Raw genomic sequence first — 25,782 nt, forward strand, 5'->3', positions numbered from 1 at the left:
AGTTCCCGCAGTGGCCTGGGGGCTTGGGTCAAATGCGTGCCAATACATTTATCATGATCGTGCTCGCCGGCGTGTTTGGCGTGCTCGCGGTGGTGCTTGTCAACATTTGGCTGGCCAACCAGCGCAGCGCCATGGCCGAGGCAAACGGCGTCCAGCGCGACACGGTCGTGGTGGCGGCGGTGCCGTTGAAGTTCGGCGACACGCTGACATCAGAAAAGCTGCGCGAAATCGCCTGGCCGGCGGGCGCGGTTCCAGCAGGCGCATTCAAGACAACAAAGGACGCGCTCGCGGGCGAAGGCGCGAAGCAGGCGCTGCAGATGATCGGCGTCAACGAACCGCTGCTTGCCAACAAGATCACCGGCCCAGGCCAGCGCGCCACGCTTTCGGCAGTGCTCGGCGAAGGCATGAAAGCAGTGTCCATTCGCGTCAACGACGTGCTTGGCGTCGCCGGATTCGTCTTCCCGGGTGACCGGGTCGATGTCTTGCTGACGCGCACTGTGCGCGACAGTGACGGTATGGACAAGAGTTTTGTCGATGTGTTGTTACAGAGCATGAAGGTGCTTGCCGTCGACCAGGTCGCCGATGAAAGCAAGGACGCCCCGACCGTGGTCAAGGCCGTAACGCTGGAGGCCAGCACCAAGGATGCGCAGAAGCTGACCCTGGCGGCGGGCGCCGGCCAATTGTCGCTGGCGCTTCGCCAAGCAGCGGCCAGCAAGGGCGAGACGACCGAACGCGTCACGCTCTCGGATCTGACCGGCGAAACGCCTGACGATGTTGCTAAAAGGCAGGCCGAACTGGATAAGCAGGCAGCCGCCGAAGCGGAGGCCGCAGCTGAGCGCAAGCGCGCCGACGACAAGATTGCCGGATTGACCCAGGCGGTGGATAGAGTGGGCAGCCGCCTCGACGAGTTGGGCAAAGTGAAGCCGGCTCCGGCCGTGGCGTCCGCGCCGGAAGTCCGGGAAGTCGTTAAGGAAGTGATAAAATACGTACAGCCGGAACCGCCGAAGAATGTTACAGTGGGCGTGTTTCGCGGCGTAAAGCTCGAATCCTACGATGTGCCGCGACAACCATAGAAGACACGCGGTAATCGAGGGCTGCCGGCGGCAGTGATTGGGGAGATGGGGATGCAGGGGTTTTGGGCTAGGATGGGGGCGGCCGCGTTGTCCGGTATGGCTGCGCTGATGCTATCGGGCCTTGCAGCCGATGCGGCTGACCGTTTCATCGACGTTTCGAACCCCAGTGTCCATCGTGTTTTTCTGCCGATCTCGCAATCGGTCACGATTCAGGTGAGCGCCAATCTGGGCGATATCGTCGTCGGCGACGAGAAGATCGCCGATGCTCAGCCGATGACCGATCGCACGCTCTATGTCATCGGCAAGGGCGCCGGCACCACCACGGTCAATCTCTTCTCGCCTGAGAAGCGCTCACTCGGCGTCATCCAGATCGAAGTCGGCGTTGATGTCAGCGACATGGCGCAGGCGATCCGCCAGGTAGCGCCCAGGGCGCGCATCGAAATCGGTTCGATCAACGGCAAGGTCAGGCTCGGCGGTCACGTCAAGGATGGCGCCACGCTGGCGTCCATCATGGAAGTGGCGCAGCAATATGGTCCCGACGCCATCATCAATTCCGTCATTGTGGATGATAGCCAGCAGGTCAATCTCGAGGTCCGCGTGCTGGAAGCCAAGCGCAATGCTGGCCGCGACCTCGGTGTGTCGATCAAGAGCACAAATCGCAGCGGCACGACCCGTACAGGCACGGGCGTTGCTGCCGTCGACGAAGATGATGTGGTGCTGGGGCCCGGCAATCTGATCACCGGCCTGCTGTCGAACACCAATCCCTTCGCGGCGCTGATCACCCGCGTCATCGACAGCAACATCAAGGTCGATCTGATCATCGAAGCACTCGAGGCCAAGGGTGTGGTGCGCACGCTGGCTGAGCCCAACCTGACGACGCTTTCGGGCGAGCCGGCCAGCTTCAACGCTGGAGGCCAGGTCCCGATCCGCAGCGTCACCGCCGACGGGCTGATCCAGATCGAATACAAGCAGTTCGGCGTCAATCTCAATTTCACGCCGGTCGTACTCGACGACGGCAAGATCCATATGAAGCTTGCGCCGGAGGTGAGCGACCTCACCGGTTTCACCACCGCCGGAGACCCGATCTTCACCAACCGCAAGCTGGAAACCGTCGTCGAATTGCGCGACGGCCAGAGCTTCGCCGTCGGCGGACTGCTGTCCACCAAAACCACCAAGTTGCAGAACCAGGTTCCGTGGCTCGGCCAGGTTCCGGTCATCGGCTCGCTGTTCCGCAATTCGAGCAACCAGAAGGAAGAGACCGAACTGGTCGTCATCGTCACGCCGCACATCGTGCGGCCGGTGAAGCCCGGCGAGCAGCTGGCGACACCATTCGACAAGACACGTCCGGCCAACGACCCGGAGTTCTTCATCCTCGGTCAGCTCGAAGTGAACAAGGACATGATACGAAAATATGAAACGGGCGACGGCGTGACTGGCCCCTATGGCCACATGCTGGACTTCAAATCGAAGGACAAGATGCTCTATGTCAAGAAATAGCGCCTTGATCCTCATTCTGTGCGCCGGTGCACTATCGGGCTGCGCCGCCGACTATCTGAACCACTATGATTCAGTGACGCTCGCCGCCGGCGACACGCAGAAATACAATTCGCTGCTGCAGACGGTGGATCCGTTCAATCCGAACGCGAAGAACACACATATCGAAGGCGACGGCACGCGGGCTGCCGCTGTTGCCCAGAGCTACAAATTTCCACCGCCACCACCGCCACCGCCAGCGATAACGGTCAATGTCGGCGGGTCGGGTGTGACCAACGGAGCGAATTGAACAGAAGGATGCGGTCGCGTTGTGCCGGGTGAGCGAGGGGCCCGGTGAAAGGAAGCAGAGAGTAAGGTCATGTTGGGGACCATTAGGGCGTTCTGGAACGATCAACGCGGCCTAGCGATGCTATTCGCCGCAATCATGGTGCCGGTGCTCGTTGGCTTCGCGCTTCTGGCGATCGACATGAGCCGGGCCAATAGTCTTCATAACGATATGCAGAAAGGCGCCGATGCATTTGCGCTGGCGGCAGCGGCCGAGCTGGATGGCAATACGGACGCTATTACCAGGGCCAACCGGGCTCGCGACAATCTTCTGAAGACAAATGCCACGAAATTTTCTACCGCTGACTATCACAAGCTGGTTCCCGCCGACCTGACCGTCACCTACCTGTCCGGCATTCCCGCCAGTGACAGCATCGGGCTCAACGCCGCCGGCGTGGACGAAAACGGCGTGAACTGGAGCACCACAGATCCGAAGGTGGCGAGATTCGCTGAGGTAACTGTCAACTCCACTGCGTTTGCTACAATCTTCCCGGCGAGTTTTGTCGGAAGCAATGACACCATGAACCTGCAGACGCAGGCGGTGGCAGGGTTTAACAACGCCCTGTGTCAGTTCACACCGATGTTCATTTGCAATCCCTATACGTCTATCGGCGCTCTCCAGACAGCCGTGTCGGGAACCACTAAGCCGATGATTTGGCTGAAGGAGCAGACCGGCGGCTCCAGCGCACAATATGGTCCCGGCAACTATGGGTTCTTGTCATCGCCGCAGGGCGACAAATCGACGGAGACGCTTACTGAAATGTTCGCGGTTACCAGCCCGCCTGCCTGCTATAGTCAGAACGGCGTAAAAACCCGCCCGGGCAACATTCCTCCAGTAAATGCCGGAATCAACACCCGTTTCGACATTTACGACAATGGCGGGCCATATAAGACCGATCCCACACTTAACCCGCCGGCGCCCAATGTCCGCAAAGGCATGGTTGTGAAGAATGCGGGAAAGTCAAACTGCAGCTATGATGCGCCCAACAGCGGGCAGGCGAACAATTATAAGGCGCTTCCCCGGGACAATTGCTTTACGTCGGGCAGTTGTTCGCAGGCAGGCGTGCTGGGAGATGGCAGCTGGGACTTCGCAGGTTACTGGACCGTCAACCATGGGAACGCCAGCACTGCCGGGGTGATTACCTCGTGCGGCGCAAATCCCAGCCGATACTGTGTCTACAAGTTTGAAACTGCCAATCCCACCCTGAAGAGCGGGCAGGAGGCGACTGCCCCTCAGTGCAACACGACGACGCAGGGTGCCGACAGAAGACTGCTTTACGTGGCGATCATCGACTGCGTGGCCAACACAGTCCAAGGTGGTGGGCAGACTTTGCCGGTGCAGGCTTTTGCCAGCGTGTTCGTAACCGAACCGGCGGGCGGTGCGCCCAACGCCGACATTTACGGCGAGATCGAGGACATCAGCACGGTCGTCGGTCAGAATACGCTGAAGAAGCTTCAGCGCAATGAAGCCCAGCTCTACCGGTAGAGCAGATGATCAGGCTCAGGCAAATCACCCGGCGTTTCAGAGGCGACGAGAACGGCGCTGCACTGGTCGAGGTGGCGCTCATCGTACCCTTAATGCTGCTTTTGTCGGCGGGTGTGTTCGAATTGTCCAACATCCTGAACACGCGCCTTCTGCTCGAGGCTGGTGTAGAGGACGGCGCACGTTACATGGCCCGCTGTAACGACAGCAACTGGGCCAATTGCGTTACCCTGGGAACGAACCTGGCTGTAAATGGCACTGTGACCGGCAGCATCGCGAGGGTAAAAGGCTGGACCAATGGACAGGTCACGGTCACCAAGAGTTTCGCTGACGCGGTCGATGTCTCCACTGGCACCGAACTATACCTCAGCAGCACCAGCACAGTGGATGTCGTAGAGGTCAGCACTTCATTCCCATACAGCGATCTAGGGCTTTGGAGCTATCTGGGCTTCGGGGCTCTCACAATAACCGTGTCGCATCAGGAGCGAGTCTTCGGATGGTGACGGCTAAGACAAAATTCGGCGCGGATCAGTCCGGCGCTACAATGGTTGAAATGGCCGTTGCCATGCCGTTGCTGCTGACGCTGCTGCTCGGCTTTGTCGACTTTGGCTATCTCTTGTACCAATGGAACGCGGGCAACAAGGCCGTACAGATGGGCGCCAGACTGGCGCAGGTTTCGACGCCGGTCGCGAGTGGGCTTGCGCAGGAGGCAAAGACACCCTCCGACACCTTGCTGGTGGGAACCGCCGTTCCTGCGGGCACGTACGACTACATCTGCACCGCCAATACCGCCGGCACCGTTTCGTGCGTTTGCCGCACAGGCAGCACATGTCAGGACCTCACAGCGAGCCAGGTCTCATTCGATTTTGTTTTCAGCGGTGGCGGGGGGCGGGCGGGCATGGTCACTCTTCTGCCCACCCTCCAGAAATCCGAGATTCAGATAGAATACGCCGCCTCCGGCCTCGGCTACTGGACGCGTCCCAGCGGGCCGGTTCCGACGATAACGGTCAGCATAGTCAATCATCCTTTCCAGTTCTTCTTTCTCGGCGGACTGCTCGGGTTCGGCGACATCACCATGCCCTCGATGCTGAGCACGGTTACGGGCGAAGACATGAAGAGTAGCTACCCATGAACGCCATCAACACCAAGGTTACACCGACCAAACGCAAGCAGGTCGCCCTGTTCTCGTCGGATGCGAATTTCAAGCGCGATGTGGCGACGCGGCTCGATGCGCTGGCGATCTACGACATCAGGGTTTCCGAGACCGGCGACTTCCTTAAAGGGCCGCCCGCGGACACGCGCCCCGGCATCGTCATCCTCGATCTCGGCAATGGCGAGTTGCTCGGCAGGCCGGGCATCGTCGAAGCGCGCGCCCTTTGGGCAACCGTGCCGCTGATCGCGGTCTCCGACGAACTGTCGTCGGAGCAGACGCGTGTGCTGGTGCGCATGAACGCTTCGGACTGGCTGCACAAGCCGCTCGACGGCAAGGAACTGCTCAATGCGGTGACCTTCCACGACACCGGCAACCAGGGAACCAAAAGCCGCATCATCACCTTCATCAGTGCGAGCGGCGGCGCCGGCGCGACGACGCTCGCTCTCTCGGCGGCCGAGTTCCTGTCATCGAAGTCGAAAGAGCGGGCGGCTTCCACTTGTCTGGTCGACCTCGATTTCCAGAGCGCCAATTGCGGCGCCTATCTCAACCAGTTCAACCAGTTCGACCTCGGCGGCATCATCGGCCAGCCGGAGAGGCTCGACGTCGAACTGATGGATGTCATCAAGCTCTCGCGCCCGTCCGGGCTGACGCTCTATTCCTTCGAGAGGCCGCAATTGCCTTTTGAACCGCAGGGCAGTGATTTTGTCTTCCGGCTGCTGGATCTTGTGGCCTACCGGTTCGACGACATCGTCATCGACCTGCCGAACATCGAGACGCCTTGGCACAATTCCGTGCTGTCGACGAGCGATGAGATATTCATCGTCTTCGAACTCAACGTCGCCTCACTGCGGCAAGGCAAACGGCTCTACAAGAAGATCCGTGAGTTGCGTGGCAATGCTGTCAGCATCACGCTGGTCGCCAACAAGCACAAGCGCAAATGGTTCGGCAACCACTTTTCGCGCAGCGAGCTCGAAAAGATCTTCAAGGCGCCGCACATCAAGTCGGTCGCGCTGGACAATGCGCTCCTCACCGATGCGTTGAACCGTGCTATCCTGCCTGCCGAGGTGGATGGGCGTGCGCGCTTCAACAAGGACCTGAAGCGGATGTTCAAAGAGCGGCTCGATGACGCTGCCAAATAGGGGGCGGCCAAGTAGGTATCGGATTGGCCCGGGATTGGCCTGCGTCATGAGCATTGCGCTGATGATGCTGGTCCAGGATTTCGCCAGCGCACGATCGGCACTTTCGGATCGGCCGCCGCTGCCGGCAATGGGCCCCAGCCTGCGCAAGACAGTTGCCTTCGAGACGACAGAACAGCCCGGAACAATCGTTATCCGCAAGGACGAGAAAGCGCTTTACCTGGTGACCCGACAGGGCCAGGCGCTTCGCTATCAGATCAGCGTCGGACGCGACGGATTTGGCTGGACCGGGGTCGTCAAGGTGGGGGCGAAGACCGAATGGCCGGAATGGCGCCCACCCCGCGAAATGCGCGCCCGCCAGCCGGACCTGCCGCAAATGGTGCCTGCCGGTCCCTACAACCCACTCGGCGCCAGGGCGCTCTATCTGCTTCGGGACGGGCGTGACACGCTCTATCGGATACACGGAACCAACGATCCCAAGGGTGTTGGCTTCGATGGAACATCGGGGTGTTTTCGCCTTACCAACACCGATGTGATCGATCTCTTCAGGCGCGTCGCGATCGGCGCAAAGGTGGTGGTTCAATGACGATGATCAGCGAACCGGACATGCCGGCAATCGAGATTGGGACAGCAACCCACATTGGAGAGCAAGCTGCCGTTGTGAAACCGAGCGACAGAAGCATTGTCGGCGCCGTCATCATCGGCACGTCCCTGCTCACCTTGGTGAACATAATAGCCGCAGTCTATCTCTACCGCGGCATCAGCGATATGCGCTTTCTGGAAGGGCGCCTGGAACAACTCGGGACGTTTGAACAACGAATCGGCAGCCAGTTGGATACGGTCAACAACGGTTTTCAGAGCCGATTTGAAAAACTGGACAGTCAGCTGCAGAGCAGCTTTGGCGAAATCAACCGGAGCATGGCCCGGCTGGCACAGAACCAGCCTCTTGCACGTGACGAAGTCATGTCGAGCCCAACGGAACCTTCGATGGTCGCGACCGGCAGCATGGCGGAGGCGCCTGCTGTTCTCGATGGTGAAGACGCGACCGAGCCCAGCGTCGTCGATACACCGCGTCCGCCCAAAAGGAGGATTGCAGCTGCAGCGCCTGCCCCAAGCCCCGACTACCAGCGCATAGAGCAGGCCGACGGCAAGGTTTACTACAGGAAGATCAACTAACGCCGGAAAAAGGTGGGGCTGTCCTAGAGATCTCGCTGCAGAGCAACGAGCCTAGCGGCCAGCGCTTCGGACCGCTGTCGGGTTTCGCTGAGGAAGATGACATGGCAGTAGGCGCATGCCGTCACGCCCAGAAACAGCACAAGACTGTTCTTCAAGGTGAAATCGACCGTTAGTTGGAACGGAAGGCCGCCGGGTACCGTGAAAGAGGCGATCGTGCTGGCTGTTTCGGAATGGCTGGTGACAGCGATCATCAACCCGGCGAAAAGCAGGGCGACGTGGTTGGCAAGGAAGAAGAACGCGGCCGACCTTCTTGTGCGGCACGCCATCCAGCAAGCGGTCGACGCGGCGGCCAGCATCAAGGCATCAAAAACCATCGACGACCCGAGATAAAGATCGACCTGTTGCCAGAACATGGTCGACAGCGGCCTTAGTTCAAGCCAAAACCGCCACATTGTGGGACTGGCCGGATATGCTCCCAGCAAGAAAGTCGCCATGCGCTCCCCTGCCAAGATAAGCAGGATCAGAGCTGGGAAGGCAAAGAGCATTATCGACTTGCGCTTCATGTCACCCTCGACAAACTGGCAACAAGATAGCTTGCAGAGATTGAGCGAGGCTTAACGGAGCGTTGGTGGTGCCGCGGCAGCGCAGCCAGCGGCGCATGGCAGCTGCATATCAGAAAGCGGCATGCGCCATTAGTTGTTTTGGGTGAGCACGAGCGTCACCACCTTCGGCTCGACTCGTTGCAGACATCGTTCCGGAATATTGGGCCACATCGCCTTGGCGCATCCCTCTTCGCCTGGCGCCGGCGCCAGCGAGAGTTCTGAGCTACGGGCTTCCTCGGCGGTCGACAGGAATACCTGTGTAGCCAGCGCGGTCGCCATGGATACCTGGACGAGGATAAGAGCGTAAGCGAAACTTCTGATCATCCGCTCGCAACGCCGAATTCGCGAACTGGTTCCAATGGCCTGGCTACCGGGTAACCACGATCGCGATTCTTGGCTCCTCGCAGTGAATTTTGCCATTCAATACCGGCGGATGTTGAACGAAGTACGCGTCTTGTCCTTGGCCGCCTTTCCAGAATACGACGCGTACTCGCGAAAGGTGCCGATGCTCGTCCCTTTTTCGCGAAGGTTGACGCTAGCCGCGCATTGATGGCCAGCAGTCGGGGTCGGTTCCGGTAGGGCGCGCGCCGGCATTCATCGCTGATCCGGTGCCGCTTGAACGTCCGCTCTTGACACCCTTGAAACTAGAGGCCCCCGAATTCGCCTCCGAATGTCAGTAATTGCGAGAGCGCTTCGGGCAATCCCGGAAAGAGCAATCCCACTTCAATCGCGATTACCGCGAGGACTTGGAGCAGGACGATGCGAGCGAGGCTGGAGCGGAACGGCTCCTTGCGCGTCTTGTGCCGGATCGTCTTTTGCGCGATCACAGTCCCGATGCTACCGCCAATGATGGCGAGTGTAAGAAGCGTCGACTCTGGAATGCGTTGGGCACCGTTTTTGGCCTTAGCCTTGTCGAACGACATGGTGGCGTAAGCCAGCAAGTTTACCGCGACAGCGTAGCCGATGACCCCGATTGCAAACTGCCCCGGCATGCGCTCCTCCACCTTCGGGCCAGTATAACCTAAGCCCGCTAAATCATCGGATGGCAACGGGTCCATCTAAATGGGCTATCTGAAACGTCGTCATGGTGACACGAAGTGACCGATGAGCCTGTCGAGTTCATCCTGCGTCGGGCGCCTGTCGCGCTGATGGCCTTTCCAACCACGCGAAGCCTCTTCAGGGCAATACGCGCGAGATCAACCGGTTCGACCTTGACGGGCAGACCGTGCACCGCAGCGGCATGAGCCAGAATGAGTTTTACAAAGCCAATGTCGATGCCGAGCGTCATCGGTCCGGCACCTTGGGCGGCCCGGTCGCGACCAAAACGAATGAGCCGTTCGCGATCAAGGGCAGCTATGTTGCACTTCCCCAGATGTCTTTGGAGCATATCGAGGGCTGCGGCCTTGGAGCGGCGAGGGGACTTGCCTACATCGCACATGTCGTCGATATGAAGGTCGATGGGTTCGCCGAAAGTTTTCAGGCGCGCTATACGGACTTGGTCGGCGTCTCACCGCGATCGACTTGGCGCTCGGTTTAGGTTGCCCAGCGCCTGGCGTCGTCTCGGCGCAGAAAGGTCTCGCTAACGTAGCGACCCTTGCGACGGACTTGGACACGCCATGAACCGGACGAGAGTTTTGTGTAGGTGGCCATTTTCTCGTGTGCGCTCCGTGTGCACTGAGAGATCGAAACGTGGCGAAAAGGGTCGTATTCTGGCGTAAATTCGCGTGCACTCGGGCTGCTCTAACGATTTGATGTTAAAGAAAAAATGCTGAAAAATCAAGATCATAGACTGGCTATTGCACCCATGATGGACTGGACCGACCGGCATTGCCGGTTCTTCCACCGCCAGTTGACGCAGCGTGCGCTGCTCTACACCGAAATGGTGGTGGCGGACGCTGTCATCCATGGTGCGCGCGAGCGGCTGCTTGGTTTTGACGAGACCGAACATCCGGTGGCACTGCAGCTCGGCGGCTCCGATCCGCAAAAGCTGGCCGAGGCGGCGCGCATCGGCGAGGGCTTCGGCTACGACGAGATCAATCTCAATGTCGGCTGTCCGTCCGACCGCGTCCAGTCCGGCACGTTCGGCGCCTGCCTGATGAAAGTGCCTGACCTCGTCGCCGATTGTGTGGCGGCGATGAAGGCGGCGGTGAAAATCCCGGTGACGGTCAAATGCCGCATCGGCGTCGACGAGCAGGATCCGGAGCCCGCGCTCGACGCGCTGGCCGACGGCGTTTTCGCGGCCGGCGCCGACGCGCTGTGGGTGCATGCGCGCAAGGCTTGGCTGGAGGGTCTGAGCCCGAAGGAAAATCGCGACATCCCGCCGCTCGACTATGACAGGGTCTATCGCCTCAAGGCGGGAAAATCGAACAAATTCATCGGCATCAACGGCGGCGTTCAATCGCTCGAAGAGGCGGCTCGCCACCTCGATCATGTCGATGGCGCCATGCTTGGCCGCGCCGCCTACCACACGCCAGGCATCTTGGCCGGCGTCGACGCGGCATTCTACGGCGACAAGGCCGGCGCCTACGATTTTGCCGCGCTGATCGACACGATGGCCGACTACGCCGCGCGGCATATCGAGCAGGGCGGGCGGCTCGGCCACGTCACCCGCCACATGGTCGGGCTGTTCCACGGCCTGCCGGGCGCGCGCCGCTTCCGGCAGATACTGTCCACCGACGCGACGAAACCCGGCGCCGGACCGGATGTGCTGAAGGCAGCGTTCGCTGCCGTCGATTTCGACCGTGTTGAAAAGGCCGCTTAAGCAGTTCAGTCGCGTAAGATCATCCGGTCGCCGCGCACGTCGAAACCCGACAGGGAACCGATGAAGTTCATGCCGAGCAGGCTCTGGCTGAGCGCGCCGGGCGCGGCGACCATGACCTGCATGTTCTTGCGCACGATGCCGCCGATCGCCAGTTCGTCGGTGCGCACCGAAGCGGCGCGTGCCATGCCATTGGCGGTCGAGACCGGGACGGTGAAGCTCAGCGCGGCCGGATTGAAGCCGGCCGCCTGAGCGTCTTCGGCGGTGAGCACTGTACTGGTCGCGCCGGTATCGACGACGGTGCGGATCGGCGCGCCGTTGATCGTGATGCGGGCCTCGAAATGGCCGCTGTCGGCCTTGTCCAGGGTCACGGTGGCATGGCCGTCCTCGACGCCGAGCGCCAGCGGGCTGCCGGGAACGAGGCCCGCCGTCACCCGGCTGGCGAAATCCTGCAACTCGTAGCGGTACTGGTAGCCGGCGACGAGCGCCAGCACGATCAGGGCCCACGTGCCGAGATTGCGGGCCATGACGCCGAGCGGCCTGCCGGACCGGACAAGGCCGGCGCTGACCAGCAAGCCGATCGCCCCCAGCCAGACCAGACGGCTGAAATCGTAATTCTCGATGCCGAACGTGCTGCCGGCGTCGTTGTTGATCATCAGCAGCACCAGCCCGAGGCCGATTGCCGCCATCACGATCCAGAACAGTCGGTTCATTGGACCTGCCGTTTCAAGAGAGGACGTCGCGCTCGCGCGCCATGCGGCTGCGGCGTGTTTCCCGGCGCGGCCGGCGCTCGACCGTTTCCAATCGGGCCGGCAACTCGGCCATGACGCTGCGGCGTACCTCCGGCGTCATCCCCATCCAGGCGCCGATTTCATCGCGCGTGCGGCCACAGCCGAAGCAGAAGCCGGTTTTCATGTCGATCGAACAGACCAGGATGCACGGGGATTCGATGGCCGTCATGACTTTCTCTTGAAGGTTCCGTCCGGAATCCCTCGTTCCATCTCCACATGGTGCAACGGCAAAGCCAATGCAAGCCCTTCGGAATGCGGCGCGGGCAACCGCTTTCGCGCCAATGTCGAGGGGAGTTGTGCCGGCCGGGCAAGGCGGTTATGCCGCTGATCAACCACAGGGAATGATCAGGACCGACATGACCAGCGCGCTGCCCTTCGACGACTTTCGCAATCTGCTGGCGAGCCTGCCGCCTGCCGATACAGTCGCGTAAAACCGGGTGCGCACCGTGTTTTCCAAGGCCGACAAGCCGAAAGCCTCGCTTGGACGTATCGAGGACATCGCCGCCTGGCTTGCTGTCTGGAGCGGGCGCGCCCCGCCGGCGGTGAACCGGCCCCTGGTGGCGATCTTCGCCGGTAACCATGGCGTGACCCGCCACGGCATCTCGCCGCGCCCTGTCGCTGCGACCGCAAACGCCGTTGAGCTGTGCGCCGCCGGCGGTGCGGCAATCAACCAGATTTGCGTCGCCAACAATCTTGGCCTCAAGGTGTTCGATCTGGCGCTGCACATTGCGACCGCCGACATCACCGAGGACGCCGCCCTCGACGAACGCGGCTGCGCCGCCACCATGGCCTTCGGCATGGAAGCCATCGCCGGTGGCGCCGATCTGATTTGCCTTGGCGATCTCGGCGTCGGCAACTCCACCGTTGCGGCGGCCTTGTGCGCGGCCCTGTTCGGCGGCAGCGGCGCCGACTGGGTCGGCCCCGGCTCCGGTGCCGACGCGGCCATGCAGGCGCGCAAGGCTGATGTAGTCGATGCAGCCGTTGCCTTCCATGGTGCGGCTCTGAAGGACCCGTTGGAAGCACTGCGCCGGGTCGGTGGCCGCGAATTTGCGGCCATTGCCGGCGCCATCCTCGCCGCCCGGATGCAGAAAATCCCGGTGCTGCTCGACGGCTTCGCCGCGACCGCTGCCGCTGCCGTGCTGCATGCCGCCAACCCGGGTGCGCTCGACCATTGCCTGCTGGCCAGCCAGTCGCCCGAACCCGGCCAAAGGCTTGCCGCCGAGCGGCTCGGCCTCAGGCCGCTGTTCGATCTCGGCATCAGCCACGGCGAAGGGGTAGGGGCCGCCATTGCCGCCGGTCTGGTCAAGGCGGCGGCGCTTACCAGTTCGGGCATGGCGGCGGCGGTCAAAGCCTAGAACAAGCTGTCAACGTCGGCGGGCCGCCGCCACGGTCTTGGTTGGCAGCGCCGGCAGTTCCTCCATCACTCGGGCGAGCGGGAAAATGGCGATTGCCTCGGTGCCTTCGCGCAATTTCGACTGAAGTTCGAATTCGCCGCCATGCATGGCGAGCAGGCCCTGCACGATCGGCAGTCCGAGCCCGGTGCCCTGTTCGGCGCTCTTGATGGCGATCGAGCCCTGGCCGAAGGCGGACAGCACGATCGGGATTTCGTCTTCCGGTATGCCCGGCCCGTTATCCTTGACCGAAATGTACTGGCCGCCGCCCGCCGTCCAGCCGACGCGCACGCGAACTTCGCCGCCGGTGGCGGTGAATTTGATGGCGTTGGACAGGAGGTTGAGCGTTATCTGCCGCACCGCGCGCTCGTCGGCGAACAGCCGCGGCAGGGCACTTTCGAAATCCTGCACAATGCGGATGTCCTTGTTGCGCGCCTTCAATTCCATCATGTGGCAGCAATCTTCGGCGATGTTGAGCAGCATCACCGGCTCTTCGTTGAGCTGATAGCGGCCGGCCTCGATGCGCGACAGATCGAGGATTTCGTTGATCAGGTCGAGCAGATGCTGGCCGGAATCGTGCACGTCGCGGGCGTAGTCGCGATAGGTGGGGTTGCTCATCGGCCCGAGCACCTCATTGGCCATCACCTCGGAAAACCCAAGAATGGCGTTGAGGGGCGTCCTCAGCTCATGGCTCATAGAAGCAAGGAAGCGCGACTTCGCCAGATTGGCGTCTTCGGCCCGCCGACGAGCTTCGTCCGACATCGATTTCGCTGTCTCCACCTCGGCGAGCAGCGCGTCCTTTTCGGAGCGGAAGGACAGAAGTATCAGCGACGAGCGGTTGAGATGGCGCGCGATATAGGCAAAGAACGGCAATGCCGCGACCAGCAGGGCGACCATGATCGTCCCGACCGGCACCCAAAATTTCGTTTCAGCATAGGCATAGACCGCCACCGGAACGACGAAGGTGGCAAGCAGAGAGCCACGCAAGGACGACGCCATGATAGCGGTCGCCGCCATGGCCAGCAGCAGCACCACCGCCTTGGCGGCCTGGAACTGGTCGATCTGGCAGGTGGCGCAGCCGAGCCATGCGAACCACGCCCAGCCGAGGCCGCACAGCGAATGTCCGATCAGGAATTCCCTGCGGGTGCGAACAGGATTGAGCTCGGCGGCTTCGGTGCGCTCGACGCGGCGCGCCATGAAGGCGACGATCGAATAGCAGATCAGGGTGAACAGCGCCCAGACGCTGATCTGTTTGTCCACACCGGCCAGCAGCCCGGCCGCCGCGAACGCCAACACCAGCAGTGGGATGATGGCTGCGCCGCGCACCATGGTCCCGGCATGCAGCTTCAGCAGCTCGCGGTCGAAGTCGAGATTGCCGACCTGCTGCGAAAGACGGTCGCGCGTCTTGCGCACCGCGCGCGCCACATCGCTGTTGCGGTGCGGTTTCCGGCGGTCCACAATGAATTTATCCGCTGTGTTCGAGCGTAGCAGAGGCATGGAAACTTCGATTTATGCGCGCAGCGATCTCAATTCGTTAAGCTACGTTCGAATGATTAAGAGACTGTTTGCCATATGAGCCGTTCGTGGTCGCCAAGGCCGCCCCGGCGATACTATCCGCCGCCGCCGCGAAGCCTGTGGCGCAAGCTGCTGGATTACGCGCTGACGGTCATTCTGCTCGGCCTGCTGATCCTGCTCGCCGCACGCCTTGACCGTTTCGAGACGCGCAAGGCGGAAGGGGTGGCGATCGTCAACGATGGCGATTCACTCACTCTTGGCACCGAACGTATCCGCATGCGCGGCATCGACGCTCCGGAATACCAGCAGATCTGCCGTAGGGATGGCGCAGACTACGCCTGCGGCAGGCTGGCGCGCCAGGCGCTGGTGCGGCTGATATCAGGAAATCCGGTGACCTGCAGCGGCTGGCAGCGCGAGCGCTACGGCCGCCTGCTCGGCGATTGCAAGGCCGGTGGAAAGGATCTCAACCGGGCCCAGGTTGAGGCCGGCTGGGCAATTGCCTATGGCGATTTCGACACCGAGCAGGCCATTGCCCGCGCCGGCAAGGTTGGCATCTGGGCCGGCACCTTCGATGCGCCGCAAGACTGGCGCGAAAGCCACCACGGCGGCCCGCTCGAAAGAAAGCACGGCACGCTGGCTTCGGTCGGTGACGCCTTGCGAGAGATGTTTCGCGTCTGGTGACGAGCACTATAGTTGAAGGACCATATCGGGAGGAAAGCATGAAACTGTTCGACGGCGGCCGCGCCCCCAATCCGCGGCGCGTTCGGGTTTTCGTCGCTGAGAAGGGCATCGCAGTGCCACTGGTGCCGGTCGACATGGGTGCGATGGGGCACAAACAGGAGCCGGTCAGGTCGCGCAACCCGCTGCAGCGGCTGCCGGTGCTCGAGCTCGACGACGGCACCATCCTCACCGAATCCGTCGCCATCTGCCGCTATTTCGAGGAACTGCATCCCGAACCGGCGCTGTTCGGGCAAGGCGCGCTCGGCAAGGCCAAGGTCGAGATGTGGCAAAGGCGCATGGAGTTCAATCTGCTCAGCTGCGTCGCCCAGGCTTTTCGCCACATCCATCCGGCGATGAAGGAATGGGAAATTCCGCAGATCCCCGAATGGGGCGAGGCCAACAAGGCGAAAGCGGTTGAATTCCTGAAACTGCTCGACCCCGAACTGGCAAACCGCGAATTCGCCGCCGGCGACGCCTATTCGATCGCCGATATCACCGGCATGATCGCCATGGATTTCATGAAACCGGCGCGCATCAAGGTGCCGGACGAGTGCACCAACGTGCTGCGCTGGTACAATGCCGTCTCCAGTCGCCCGAGCGCTTCCGCCTGATGGAGGCGGAACTCGAACGCCTGACGGCAAAGGTCCGCGCCTGCCGCATCTGCGTCGACACTCCGGTCGGCAGGCCACTGCCGCACGAGCCGCGCCCGGTGCTGCTGCCATCATCCAGTGCCCGCATCCTGCTCGCCGGCCAGGCGCCAGGCACAAAGGTGCATTTGTCGGGCATGCCGTTCACCGACGCCTCCGGCGACCGCTTGCGAAGCTGGCTGGGCGTGACAAGCGAGGAATTCTACGACACGGATAAATTGGCCATCGTGCCAATGGGGTTCTGCTTCCCCGGCCAGGACGCTAAGGGCGGCGACCTGCCGCCGCGCCGAGAATGCGCGCTGGCCTGGCGCGCGCCGCTGATGGCGCTGATGCCGCAGATCGACCTCGTTTTGACAATCGGCTCCTACGCGCAATCCTGGCATATGGGCGCCACGCGCCGGCCGTCGCTGACCGAAACCGTGAAGGACTGGCGCACCATCTGGGATGCGCCGGCCAGCCTGAAAGTGCTGCCGCTGCCACACCCGTCATGGCGCAACTCAGGATGGCTGAAGCAGAATCCATGGTTTGAAATGGATTTGCTGCCGTTTCTGAGATCGGAAATCCGCTATCGCATAGATTAGACTTTAAGCAAGATATCACTCGCTTTTGTGCCATCCGGCAGAATTTCTTTCTTGTGAAAGGTCGAAATAAGAGGGAGTATAGCCAATCTATTCCCAAAGCGCGTCGCGCCCGAGGGAACGCGGCCTGCACCAGGAGCACCTCAATGGATCGCCTCGACAGAAAAATTCTCCGCCTCCTGCAGGAGGACGCGACGCTCGCGGTTGCCGATGTCGCCAAGAAAGTCGGCCTGTCGACGACGCCGTGCTGGCGCCGCATCCAGAAGCTGGAGGAAGAGGGAGTCATCAAGCGGCGCGTCGCCATTCTCGACCACGAAAAGGTCAATGTGCGCGTCACCGTCTTCGTGTCGATCCGCACCAATTCGCACAGCCATGAATGGCTGCGGCGTTTCTCGGAAGTCATCCAGGAATTTCCCGAGGTGGTCGAATTCTACCGCATGAGCGGCGACGTCGATTATCTCTTGCGCGTCGTGGTGCCCGATATCGCCGCCTATGACGCCTTCTACAAGCGGCTGATCGCCAAGATTGAGATCCGCGACGTATCGTCGTCCTTCGCCATGGAGCAGATCAAGTACACGACCGAAATGCCGCTCGACTACATGCTGCTGGACAAGGAATCCGGCGCCAACGCGGCCTGAGCGCGGTTGTCTGTGACCGGGCGGTGACGCTGCACAAGCAGGCGCCGTTTAGTTCTTCTTTTTGTTGAGGAAACTCCAGGGCGAGTTGACCGGCAGCGTGATCGTGTCCGGCACCGTGTCGACTGCCACCACATCGGCTTTGCGTACGGTGTAGCCGGACTGGATGATGCTGACGCCGTCGAGAATGAACAACTGGCTCTTCTCCAAGCCGGGCCGCAAGGCGCCGGTCACGGCAACCGACTCATAGGCCTGCGACATCTTGTAGGGACGGGCCGGCGTCACCAGCACGATCTGGTTGGGCGGCGGCGTCGGCATGTGGCTGCAAGCGCCTGTCCACGGCACCAGCAGGAACTGGTAGACGAGGTCGCCATCGCGGTCGACCGGCAATGCATAGCCGGCTAATTGTACCATCTTGTCCTGCAGGTTGAGCGACAATGTCTCGCCACGATCGGGCAGTTTTGCCGCAATCATCGGCAGGCCGGCATCTTCGGCCACCGCCTGCGTCGCAGGACGCAGATCTTTCCAGAAGATGTGCGCGGTTTGGCCTGAGGCGTTGGTAGCGGTGAACACCAACAACGCGGCTGCAAGCGCCAAGGTCGATTTGAGAGGACTGCTCATCGGCCGCTTCCTTTGTGCAGGAGTAAAGACGCCGCGGCCGATCGCGTCAACGCTCGAGCCGCATCACATGTCTGCGAGAGCCGGCCATGCCGACCTCATGGAACCCGCGAGCGATGAACACGCCGCGAAACCCCATGAAACGGTAGCTCGGCGATGCCTCGTCGACCGGGTAGGCCTCGATCACGCCGGCGCCCTTGGCAAAGGCGTGATCTATGGCAGCGTCAAGCAGCGCTGCCGCCAGCCCGCCGCCGCGCAGCGCCCTTGGCACATAGAAGCAGACGATCGACCAGATGCCGGTCTCGTCATCGTCCTGTTGCGACGTCAGCTTCCGATAGGTCTGGCGCGGCGCGACCGAGCACCAGCCGACGGTCTTGCCGTCAATCTGGGCCAAGATTCCCACCGGCGTACCGGCCTCGACAAGCGCCATCATGGCCCGTTTCAACTCGGCGTGCTGGACATGCTCGCGGCGGCCGGGCAGGGGCCGCCAGGCCATGCACCAGCAATACTTCGGACCGCCTTGCGCTTCGAAGAGGCCTTCGAAATCGGCGCGCGTCTGCCGCGTCACCTCGGTGAACCGGACGTTGGCTAGGTCAGCCTTTTCTGGCGGCGATCCGCTCGACGATCTTGGCATTGGTGAGTTCCCGTACGGCGTCCTTGCCAATCCAGCGCGCCGTCTTGTCGGCCGACTGGGCCAGTCGTTCGGCCACGGCAAGGGCAGCGCCGTGCATCTCCAACGATCGCTTGCCGATCGAACGAAGCGCCCAGTTTGCCGCCTTCTTCACGAAATTGCGGCTGTCGGCGGCATGCGCTTCGATGATCGGCAGGAAGCCGAGGAAAGTCGCCACCGGCTCCTGCTTCCGGTGCACGACGGACCACGCCATCATGGCAAAGGCCGTGCGTCGAACGAACTCGCGCTCGTCCGCCGCGAACTCTTCAATCAGCTCCTTCCAGGCGTCCGTGTCGACGAAGAGATCGGAGACGCCGTCGACGATATCCCAGGAATCGAAGGACGCGGCCCATTGTCGTGCATCCGCGGCTGAGAAGCGCTTCGGGTCGGCCGTGACGGAAGCGATGAACTGCGCCTCCATGATGCCGGTCTGCCAAAGTTCGAAAGCTCGCTCGTGGTTGCGCTTGATCTTTTTGGCGATCTGCCGCTGCATGCCATGCGAGATGCCGAGCGCGCGCTCGGTCTTGATACCGTAGCGCAACATGCCGCGGCGATTGTCCTCCGAGCCGATCGAGCGCAAATGGGCGACGATTTCATCGGCGCTCGATTGGGGCGAAAGCTCGGCCATTGCGAACGCTTATTTTTCCAGGCGCGCCAGCAAGGACGAGGTGTCCCAGCGCTTGCCGCCCATCGCCTGCACATCCTTGTAGAACTGGTCGACAAGGGCGGTCACCGGCAGTCTCGCGCCATTGCGGTCGGCTTCATCGAGGCAGATGCCGAGATCCTTGCGCATCCAGTCCACGGCAAAGCCGAAATCATATTTACCGGCATTCATCGTCTTGTGGCGGTTCTCCATCTGCCAGGACCCGGCAGCGCCCTTGGAGATGACTTCGATGACCTTCTCGATGTCGAGCCCGGCCCTCTTGCCGAAGTGGATGCCTTCGGCCAGTCCCTGCACCAGCCCGGCAATGGTGATCTGATTGATCATCTTGGTGAGCTGGCCGGCGCCCGACGGCCCCATCAGCCCGACCATCCGGGCAAAGGCGTCGATGACCGGCCTGGCCTTGTCGAAGGCAGCCTGCTCGCCGCCGACCATCACCGTCAGCACGCCGTTCTCGGCGCCCGCCTGCCCGCCGGAAACCGGCGCGTCGAGGAAGGAAAAGCCGGCCTTTTCAGCGGCGTCGGCCAGTTCGCGCGCCACTTCGGCCGAAGCGGTGGTGTTGTCGATGAAGACGGAGCCTTTTTTCATCGCGGCGAAGGCGCCATCGGCCCCGGTCGTCACCGAGCGCAGATCGTCGTCATTGCCGACGCAGGAGAAGACGAAATCCTGGCCCTCTGCGGCGTCCGCCGGCGTCAAAGCAAGCTTGCCGCCATGCTGGGCCACCCATTGTTCCGCCTTCGCCGCGGTGCGGTTGTAGACGGTGACGTCGTGGCCGCCTTTGTTCCTGAGGTGCCCGGCCATGGGATAGCCCATCACGCCAAGACCGAGAAATGCCACAGATGCCATGGGTTTGCCCTTCAGACGGAACGGAATTGTCTTGGACAGCTCTAGGCTCTACGCGCCATTCGTCAAGACGCGCATGAGCCGATCGACTGGTACAGCCGAACGCTCAGCGGATCAGATGAATGGTGATCCGTCGCTCGATCCATTCGACGCCGTGGCGCAGGATCTCGACCATCACCAGATAGACGATGGCGACCCAGACATAGGCCTGGAAGTCGAAGGACTTGGCGTAGGCCAGCTTCGCGTTGCCCATCAAATCATAGACTGTGATGATGGCAACGATGGCGGAGGCCTTGATCATCAGGACGAGTTCATTGCCGTAGGGCCGGAGCGCGACGATAAACGCCTGCGGCAGGATGACCTTGCGCAGCGTCTGCAATTTGTGCAGGCCGAGCGAAGCAGCGCCCTCCCATTGGCCCCTCGGAACACTTTCTATGGCGCCGCGCAGGATCTCGGCCTGGTAGGCGGCGGTGTTGAGCGCGAAGGCGAACACACCGCAATTGAAGGCGTCGCGGAAGAACCACCACAGTCCGACGGATTCGAGCTGCACCCGGAACGAGCCCAGGCCGTAATAGACGAGATAGACCTGGACCAGCAGCGGCGTGCCGCGGAAGAAGTAGACGTAGCAATAGGCCAGGACGGACAGATAGCGGTTCTTCGACATGCGGGCATAGGTGACGGGCAGCGAAAAAAGCGCGCCGAGCACCATCGAGATGGCCACCAGCGCAAGCGTGGTTCCCAAGCCCTGCAGATAGGCCGGCGCGTATCTGGCGAAGAATTCGCCATTCCAAGCGTAAACCAGATAGACGGCGATGCCGATGCCGAACAGGATCCAGAAGCCGACCAGCGCGTAGCCGACGATACGGGCCCGCGGCCAGCCTCGCGCCCGTGGTGGTGGCTTCTCGATGTCGACGGCGGCGCGCGTCACGACGCTCATCGTGCCTCCCTCCTCCCGAGCGAACGCAGGATGAAGCCGGTGGCGATCGACGACAGGATGGCAAGGATAAGGAACACCATCGCCGCGACGCTGTAGAACAGGAAGGAATGTTTGGTGACACGGGCCGCCACGCCGGCGTTGCGCAAGGTTTCAGCCAGGTTGACGACCGACACCAGGGCCGTGTCCTTGAGCAGGCTCAGCCAGCAATTCTCAAGGCCGGGGAAGGCGATGCGCAGCAGCTGCGGCAGGATCACCTTGCGCATCGTCTGCCATTTCGACAGCCCGATCGCATAGCCGCCCTCATACTGGCCCTTCGGAATGGCGCGAAAGGCCGAAAGGAAGACTTCGCTGGAATAGGACGAAAAGATCAGCGACAGCACGATCATGCCGGCGAGGAAGCTGTCGACATCGACCGTCGCTTCCGGCCTGAACAGACGGATGACATACTGCAAGAGGATCGGCATGCCGAAGAAGAACAGGAAAAGCGTCACCAGTTCCGGCAGTCCGCGAAACACCGTGGTGTAGATGTTGGCAGCCACGCGAAGCGATGGCTCTTCGGATTGTTTCGCCCAGGCGACGAAAAAGCCGATCGTCAGGCCGATCGGCAGTGTCGCCAGCGCGAGCGCAATGGTGACCAGTGCGCCATAGGCAATATCGTCAATCCAGCCATCGGGTCCCCAAGTGAGAAGTATCCATATGTTCTGGCTTGGCATTGACGGGTCTTGTCTCCACTTCTGTCAGGCCAAGGCGGCAGGAGGAAACTTCCCCTGCCGCCTTGTTCAGACGATCAGGACTCGGCGCCGAAGACGTCGAACTTGAAGTACTTGTCGTTGATTTCCTTGTACTTTCCGTTGGCGCGGATTGCGTCGATGGCGCTGTTCAACTTGTTGACCAGATCCGTCTCGCCCTTGCGCACGGCGATGCCGGCGCCCGGTCCAAAGATATCGACCGGCTGCGGCGAAGGCTGGCCGAGAATCTTGCAGCAGGCGCCATCAGGCGAATCCAGGAACTGTTGCAACACGACGATATCGTCCTCGATCGCGTCGAGACGGCCATTGGCGAGATCGGCCTGCTCTTCGGGGCTGCTCGGATAGCCCTTGACCGTGCTGTCCGTATAGGTTTTCGAGGCATAATTGAAATGCGTCGTGGTGGTTGCGACGCCGATGGTCTTGCCGGCCAGGTCTTCCTTGGTCACGCCCTTGAGGGTCGAATCCTTGGGTACCGCGATCGCCGACGGCGTGTTGTAGTATTTGTGGGTGAAGTCGACCTTCTCGGCGCGCTCCGGCGTGATCGACATCGAGGCGACGATGGCGTCGAACTTGCCGGCCTGCAGGGCCGGAATGATGCCGTCCCAATCCTGGGCGACGAAGGTGCACTTGACCTTCATCTCGTCGCAGAGCGCCTTGGCGATGTCGATGTCGAAGCCCACGAGCTGGCCGTCGGAGGTCAGGTTGTTGAATGGGGGGTACGCGCCTTCGGTGCCGATTCTCAGGGTCGTTTCCTGAGCCTGGGCGACGCCGAGCGTCAGCAGCGCAGCCGATGCGGCGAGCGCGATACGCAGTGCAATACGCATGATAGTCCTCTCTTTATGGCTCCCGGCCGTCGTTCCGGAACGGCTCTGTGGGGCGGTGCTTTTGACCGCCCGCTGGCGCGATACTCCCACTGTTTTCGGGAGAAAAGCAACTGTAAAACCGTTGCTTGCGGGATTTGCGGGTCCAGCCAATGCCGACGCCGGGTTAATGCATGTCGCCCAAAAGTGCGCAGCGGTTTTGGGACGACGACATGCATAAATAAAACAACCTGAAGCGCGTCGCATGAGGCCGTTCAGGCGCGACGCGCTTAGACAATGCAACGGCTGAAGAGGGCGGCTGACCCGGGCGAGGGCAGGGGCCTCAAGGTTTGAGGCCGGTCATGCGCTCGATGAAGCCGGCTATCCCTCCCGAGTCGTCGAGATCGAACACAGGCAGGCTTTCGCCGGTAACCGCGAAGTCGGCGGCAATCGCCACGATATGTCCGTCGTTGGCCGACAGCGGCGAGCGGTCCTTGGCCTCCCGCCGCCGGGTCTCGATCTTTTTGTGCGCCTCGCGCTTGTAGCCTTCGACCAGCACGATGTCGCACGGGGCCAACCGCGACAGGACCGTCTCCAGCGTCGGCTCGTCCTCACCGCGCAATTCATGCATCAGCGCCCAGCGTTTGCCCGACACCACCGCGACTTCGGTGGCGCCCGCCTGGCGGTGACGAAAGCTGTCGGCGCCAGGCTTGTCGATGTCGAACTCATGATGGGCGTGTTTGACCGTTGACACTGTCCAGCCGCGCCGGACGAGCTCTGTGACCAGCTTCTCGGTCAGTGTGGTCTTGCCGGAATTCTTCCAGCCGGTGATGCCGAAGATGTTCATGGGCCGATGCTCTGCAACAGACGCTCGGCCACCGCAAGGTCGTGCGGTGTGTTGATGTTGAAGAACGGGTCGATCTCGTCACTGCCGTGGGTCAGCAACGGAAATTCCACTTCGACACAGTCGTGCCGCTCGATGAAGGCGGAGACGCGCCTGTTGTCCTCGTCGATCAGGAAATGCCGCAAGGCCTCACGCAGCACGAGCGGCCACAGCGCGAAGGTCGGATGCCGCCTGCCGCCGGAACTGGCAACCGCCATCGAGCCCGGCCGACTGGTCGCGGCAGCGGCCAGCTTTGCCACCAGATCCACCGGCAGAAACGGCGTGTCGCCGGGGGCCGTCGCCAATGCCGTGCAAGCGGTGTTCGCTGCCGCCCATTCGAGGCCGGTGAGGATTCCGGCAAGCGGTCCGGCATAGCCTTCGACCGCATCGGCGAGAACCGGAAGACCGGCCGCCTCGAAGCGCGCCGGGTCACCATTGGCGCTGAGCGCCAGCGATCCGACCTGCGGCGACAGGCGGGCAACGACATGGTCGAGAAGCGGACGCCCGCCAAGCGCCAGTAAAGTCTTGTCGCCGCCGCCCATGCGCCGTGACAGGCCTCCGGCGAGGATAATTCCTGCAATGTCTTGGCTCATGGCCAAGCTATATGCCGTCCGGCGCCATGTCGGGTCCAGCGCTTTCGGCTGCGGGTTTTTGCCGGCCGGCGACCCGCTCGCGATAGAGCGCGTAGAGGCCGGAGCCGATGATGATGGCGGAGCCGAAGATCATCGGCAGGTCGGGGACATCGCCGAAGATGATGAGGCCAAGCAGCATCGACCAAAAGAGGGCGGTGTAGCGGAATGGCGCAATGAAGGAGATGTCGCCAGACCGCATTGCCATGATGATGAACTGGTAGCCGATCAGCACCAGCACCGCCGCCAATGCCAAAAGTGCCGTGCCTTTGCCGGACATCGGCGTCCAGCCGCCCATCGGCGACAGCAGCACGGCGCCAACGATGGTCATGGCGATTGCCGTTGCCGTCGACACCAGCAAGGTCGGGATAGCCCTCGGGATGCGCTTGGTGGCGAGGTCACGTACTGCGCAACAGGCGACGCTGACGAGTGCGTACAGCGAATAGACGCTGAAGCCTTCGAAGCCTGGCCGCACGATGATCAGAACGCCGCCGAAGCCGACCGCGATCGCCAGCCAGCGCCGCCAGCCGACCGCTTCGTTGAATACGAGTGCCGCCCCCATCGTCACCGCCAGCGGCAGCGCCTGCAGCACCGCCGAGACATTGGCGATCGGCAGATGCGCTAATGCCACAAGGAAGGCGACGGTGGCGCCGGCCTCGGCGACCACGCGAAGCGCCACCAGCGGCTGCAGCATCGACCTCGGTCGCGCGAGCGCGCCTTGCTGCCAGGCGAGCAGGCCGACGAGCAGCGACGCAAAGGCGCCGCGCACCAGCATGACCTGCGCCATGTTCATCGATTCCGACGAGAACTTGGTGATGGCGTCGTTGAGGGTGAAGCCGATCATGGCCACCATCATGCACAGCGCGCCGCGAATGTTTGGGGAAAGAGGCAAGGGCGTTACCGGTTTTGCAAGAGCAATTCCAGGAAAAGTGTGAAACGGTTTTCCGTCCGGAATTGCGTGAAAACAAAGAATAAAGCGGTTCGACGTTTCGGCAAAACGGTGAACCGCTCAAGCCTGTAGCAGCCGGCGGCAAGACAGCAACGTCAAAGAAATAGGCCACGGATTTTCACCCGTGACCCATAGAAATCCCTGAGAGGGCTGGCCGGATGACCGGCAGGCTCATTTCGGCGTCAGCACCTCGGTGCCGCTGCCGTTCTTACCGGCGATGGTCCACAGGCCGTGCAGCGAGCCGTCATCTTCTACCTTGTAGACGACGAGACCGATTTCCTTGCCCATGACATAGCCGGCGGAGAAGGCATCGTCGTTGCGCATGCAGATGCCGTCCGACGATGATCCGCCGGTCTCCCAATGGATGGTGCAGGTGGTCTCGCTGGTCAGCGTGATGGTGGCTTGGCCGCCATATTTCGAGCCGTCGAAATTGGTGCCCGCAACGGTGTAGCTGCCACCGATGGACTGTGCTGCTGCCGGCGCGGCGGCAAACCCAAGCATTGCAAGAGAAAGTAAGAATGTGCGCATGTCGTATTCCCTCAAACCGAGCGACGAGCCGCTATAGGC

32 protein-coding genes and 1 pseudogene are annotated in these 25,782 nt (G+C 61.8%); 16 read left to right on the forward strand and 17 right to left on the reverse strand.

From position 1 onward, the window contains the following. The first annotated feature begins 32 nt into the window (after positions 1-32). The 9 genes from cpaB to NKH35_RS24510 all read left to right on the forward strand — a co-directional run bounded on the left by cpaB (position 33) and on the right by NKH35_RS24510 (position 7,839). Positions 33-1,073 (forward strand): Flp pilus assembly protein CpaB, encoded by a 1,041-nt coding sequence (gene cpaB / locus NKH35_RS24470; RefSeq protein ID WP_023726612.1) that lies wholly within the window; start codon positions 33-35, stop codon positions 1,071-1,073. Positions 1,074-1,124: 51 nt separating this feature from the next. Next, positions 1,125-2,570 carry a type II and III secretion system protein family protein gene (locus tag NKH35_RS24475; RefSeq protein ID WP_023726611.1) on the forward strand — a complete coding sequence of 482 codons (1,446 nt, stop codon included), beginning with the start codon at positions 1,125-1,127 and terminating at the stop codon, positions 2,568-2,570. A 4-nt stretch (positions 2,571-2,574) separates the two neighbouring features. After that, a complete protein-coding gene (locus tag NKH35_RS24480) occupies positions 2,575-2,856 on the forward strand; it encodes a hypothetical protein (RefSeq protein ID WP_023753016.1) in 282 nt (93 codons plus the stop codon). A 69-nt stretch (positions 2,857-2,925) separates the two neighbouring features. Then, positions 2,926-4,377: a TadE/TadG family type IV pilus assembly protein gene (locus NKH35_RS24485; protein ID WP_023726609.1), complete on the forward strand. Its 1,452-nt coding sequence runs from the start codon at positions 2,926-2,928 to the stop codon at positions 4,375-4,377. A 5-nt stretch (positions 4,378-4,382) separates the two neighbouring features. Beyond that, positions 4,383-4,877: a TadE/TadG family type IV pilus assembly protein gene (locus tag NKH35_RS24490; RefSeq protein WP_023726608.1), complete on the forward strand. Its 495-nt coding sequence runs from the start codon at positions 4,383-4,385 to the stop codon at positions 4,875-4,877. Continuing rightward, a complete protein-coding gene (locus NKH35_RS24495; RefSeq protein ID WP_023726607.1) occupies positions 4,871-5,506 on the forward strand; it encodes a TadE/TadG family type IV pilus assembly protein in 636 nt (211 codons plus the stop codon). Before NKH35_RS24490 ends, NKH35_RS24495 begins: the two co-directional genes overlap by 7 nt. Then, positions 5,503-6,666 (forward strand): CpaE/TadZ family protein, encoded by a 1,164-nt coding sequence (locus NKH35_RS24500; protein WP_352916675.1) that lies wholly within the window; start codon positions 5,503-5,505, stop codon positions 6,664-6,666. Before NKH35_RS24495 ends, NKH35_RS24500 begins: the two co-directional genes overlap by 4 nt. Continuing rightward, positions 6,650-7,249 carry a L,D-transpeptidase gene (locus tag NKH35_RS24505; RefSeq protein ID WP_352916676.1) on the forward strand — a complete coding sequence of 200 codons (600 nt, stop codon included), beginning with the start codon at positions 6,650-6,652 and terminating at the stop codon, positions 7,247-7,249. Before NKH35_RS24500 ends, NKH35_RS24505 begins: the two co-directional genes overlap by 17 nt. Then, positions 7,246-7,839, forward strand: a complete 594-nt coding sequence (locus NKH35_RS24510) for a hypothetical protein (protein ID WP_023734694.1) — start codon at positions 7,246-7,248, stop codon at positions 7,837-7,839. Before NKH35_RS24505 ends, NKH35_RS24510 begins: the two co-directional genes overlap by 4 nt. A gap of 23 nt (positions 7,840-7,862) precedes the next feature. Here NKH35_RS24510 and NKH35_RS24515 read toward each other — a convergent pair whose 3' ends face one another. The 3 genes from NKH35_RS24515 to NKH35_RS24525 all read right to left on the reverse strand — a co-directional run bounded on the left by NKH35_RS24515 (position 7,863) and on the right by NKH35_RS24525 (position 9,433). After that, positions 7,863-8,402 carry a hypothetical protein gene (locus tag NKH35_RS24515; protein ID WP_023726603.1) on the reverse strand — a complete coding sequence of 180 codons (540 nt, stop codon included), beginning with the start codon at positions 8,400-8,402 and terminating at the stop codon, positions 7,863-7,865. Positions 8,403-8,531: 129 nt separating this feature from the next. After that, the gene (locus NKH35_RS24520) at positions 8,532-8,720 is read right to left on the reverse strand and encodes a hypothetical protein (protein ID WP_156931615.1); all 189 of its coding nucleotides are present in this window, start codon (positions 8,718-8,720) and stop codon (positions 8,532-8,534) included. Between the two features lie 365 nt (positions 8,721-9,085). After that, positions 9,086-9,433 carry a DUF1294 domain-containing protein gene (locus tag NKH35_RS24525; RefSeq protein WP_023726602.1) on the reverse strand — a complete coding sequence of 116 codons (348 nt, stop codon included), beginning with the start codon at positions 9,431-9,433 and terminating at the stop codon, positions 9,086-9,088. Positions 9,434-9,681: 248 nt separating this feature from the next. Here NKH35_RS24525 and NKH35_RS24530 point away from each other — a divergent pair, with 248 nt between their 5' ends. Together NKH35_RS24530 and dusA are read left to right on the forward strand one after the other, a co-directional pair. After that, a complete protein-coding gene (locus NKH35_RS24530; RefSeq protein ID WP_023726601.1) occupies positions 9,682-9,978 on the forward strand; it encodes a hypothetical protein in 297 nt (98 codons plus the stop codon). A gap of 228 nt (positions 9,979-10,206) precedes the next feature. Continuing rightward, entirely contained in the window at positions 10,207-11,202 is a 996-nt protein-coding gene (gene dusA / locus NKH35_RS24535; protein ID WP_023726600.1) for a tRNA dihydrouridine(20/20a) synthase DusA, read from the forward strand. A gap of 5 nt (positions 11,203-11,207) precedes the next feature. On the opposite strand, the gene NKH35_RS24540 is transcribed toward dusA, so the two are convergent. Both NKH35_RS24540 and NKH35_RS24545 read right to left on the reverse strand, forming a co-directional pair. Continuing rightward, a complete protein-coding gene (locus NKH35_RS24540; RefSeq protein WP_023726599.1) occupies positions 11,208-11,912 on the reverse strand; it encodes a TIGR02281 family clan AA aspartic protease in 705 nt (234 codons plus the stop codon). A 13-nt stretch (positions 11,913-11,925) separates the two neighbouring features. Further along, entirely contained in the window at positions 11,926-12,159 is a 234-nt protein-coding gene (locus NKH35_RS24545) for a DUF1289 domain-containing protein (protein WP_023824914.1), read from the reverse strand. A 187-nt stretch (positions 12,160-12,346) separates the two neighbouring features. On the opposite strand from NKH35_RS24545, the pseudogene NKH35_RS24550 reads away from it, so the two are divergent. Beyond that, positions 12,347-13,345, forward strand: a pseudogene (locus tag NKH35_RS24550) (nicotinate-nucleotide--dimethylbenzimidazole phosphoribosyltransferase). A gap of 9 nt (positions 13,346-13,354) precedes the next feature. Here the strand turns inward: NKH35_RS24550 and NKH35_RS24555 are convergent. Continuing rightward, entirely contained in the window at positions 13,355-14,878 is a 1,524-nt protein-coding gene (locus NKH35_RS24555) for a sensor histidine kinase (RefSeq protein WP_352916678.1), read from the reverse strand. 75 nt (positions 14,879-14,953) lie between these two features. Between NKH35_RS24555 and NKH35_RS24560 the strand changes: the two genes are divergently transcribed. The 4 genes from NKH35_RS24560 (at position 14,954) to NKH35_RS24575 (ending at position 17,479) form a co-directional block, all read left to right on the forward strand. Further along, on the forward strand, positions 14,954-15,577 hold the full coding sequence (locus NKH35_RS24560) for a thermonuclease family protein (protein ID WP_352520351.1): 624 nt from the start codon (positions 14,954-14,956) through the stop codon (positions 15,575-15,577). 38 nt (positions 15,578-15,615) lie between these two features. Then, the gene (locus NKH35_RS24565) at positions 15,616-16,227 is read left to right on the forward strand and encodes a glutathione S-transferase (RefSeq protein ID WP_352916679.1); all 612 of its coding nucleotides are present in this window, start codon (positions 15,616-15,618) and stop codon (positions 16,225-16,227) included. Then, entirely contained in the window at positions 16,227-16,844 is a 618-nt protein-coding gene (locus NKH35_RS24570) for a uracil-DNA glycosylase family protein (protein ID WP_352916698.1), read from the forward strand. The genes NKH35_RS24565 and NKH35_RS24570 overlap by 1 nt, the downstream gene beginning before the upstream one ends. Before the next feature lie 143 nt (positions 16,845-16,987). Next, on the forward strand, positions 16,988-17,479 hold the full coding sequence (locus NKH35_RS24575; protein WP_023669013.1) for an Lrp/AsnC family transcriptional regulator: 492 nt from the start codon (positions 16,988-16,990) through the stop codon (positions 17,477-17,479). A 48-nt stretch (positions 17,480-17,527) separates the two neighbouring features. Here the strand turns inward: NKH35_RS24575 and NKH35_RS24580 are convergent, their stop codons facing one another. From NKH35_RS24580 to NKH35_RS24630, 11 genes are all read right to left on the reverse strand, one after another. Continuing rightward, entirely contained in the window at positions 17,528-18,097 is a 570-nt protein-coding gene (locus NKH35_RS24580) for a DUF3299 domain-containing protein (protein ID WP_023669012.1), read from the reverse strand. A 46-nt stretch (positions 18,098-18,143) separates the two neighbouring features. Further along, on the reverse strand, positions 18,144-18,728 hold the full coding sequence (locus NKH35_RS24585) for a GNAT family N-acetyltransferase (RefSeq protein WP_023669011.1): 585 nt from the start codon (positions 18,726-18,728) through the stop codon (positions 18,144-18,146). Then, positions 18,688-19,392 (reverse strand): DNA alkylation repair protein, encoded by a 705-nt coding sequence (locus NKH35_RS24590; protein WP_023710489.1) that lies wholly within the window; start codon positions 19,390-19,392, stop codon positions 18,688-18,690. The genes NKH35_RS24585 and NKH35_RS24590 overlap by 41 nt, the downstream gene beginning before the upstream one ends. 9 nt (positions 19,393-19,401) lie before the next feature. Beyond that, positions 19,402-20,271, reverse strand: coding sequence for an NAD(P)-dependent oxidoreductase (locus NKH35_RS24595; protein WP_023726595.1), 870 nt, complete (start codon positions 20,269-20,271; stop codon positions 19,402-19,404). A 103-nt stretch (positions 20,272-20,374) separates the two neighbouring features. Next, on the reverse strand, positions 20,375-21,205 hold the full coding sequence (locus NKH35_RS24600; protein ID WP_023688511.1) for an ABC transporter permease: 831 nt from the start codon (positions 21,203-21,205) through the stop codon (positions 20,375-20,377). After that, positions 21,202-21,918: an ABC transporter permease gene (locus tag NKH35_RS24605; protein WP_023669007.1), complete on the reverse strand. Its 717-nt coding sequence runs from the start codon at positions 21,916-21,918 to the stop codon at positions 21,202-21,204. The genes NKH35_RS24600 and NKH35_RS24605 overlap by 4 nt, the downstream gene beginning before the upstream one ends. A gap of 74 nt (positions 21,919-21,992) precedes the next feature. Further along, entirely contained in the window at positions 21,993-22,778 is a 786-nt protein-coding gene (locus NKH35_RS24610) for an ABC transporter substrate-binding protein (protein WP_023688509.1), read from the reverse strand. A gap of 319 nt (positions 22,779-23,097) precedes the next feature. Next, on the reverse strand, positions 23,098-23,601 hold the full coding sequence (mobB, locus tag NKH35_RS24615; protein ID WP_352916681.1) for a molybdopterin-guanine dinucleotide biosynthesis protein B: 504 nt from the start codon (positions 23,599-23,601) through the stop codon (positions 23,098-23,100). Continuing rightward, positions 23,598-24,230 carry a molybdenum cofactor guanylyltransferase MobA gene (gene mobA, locus NKH35_RS24620; RefSeq protein WP_352916682.1) on the reverse strand — a complete coding sequence of 211 codons (633 nt, stop codon included), beginning with the start codon at positions 24,228-24,230 and terminating at the stop codon, positions 23,598-23,600. Before mobA ends, mobB begins: the two co-directional genes overlap by 4 nt. A 7-nt stretch (positions 24,231-24,237) precedes the next feature. Beyond that, positions 24,238-25,158: a DMT family transporter gene (locus tag NKH35_RS24625; protein WP_352916683.1), complete on the reverse strand. Its 921-nt coding sequence runs from the start codon at positions 25,156-25,158 to the stop codon at positions 24,238-24,240. Positions 25,159-25,386: 228 nt separating this feature from the next. Beyond that, positions 25,387-25,743: a hypothetical protein gene (locus NKH35_RS24630; RefSeq protein WP_023750703.1), complete on the reverse strand. Its 357-nt coding sequence runs from the start codon at positions 25,741-25,743 to the stop codon at positions 25,387-25,389. Positions 25,744-25,782: the final 39 nt, after the last annotated feature.

The sequence above is a fragment of the Mesorhizobium sp. M1143 genome (genome assembly GCF_040318435.1).
Taxonomy (GTDB): domain Bacteria; phylum Pseudomonadota; class Alphaproteobacteria; order Rhizobiales; family Rhizobiaceae; genus Mesorhizobium.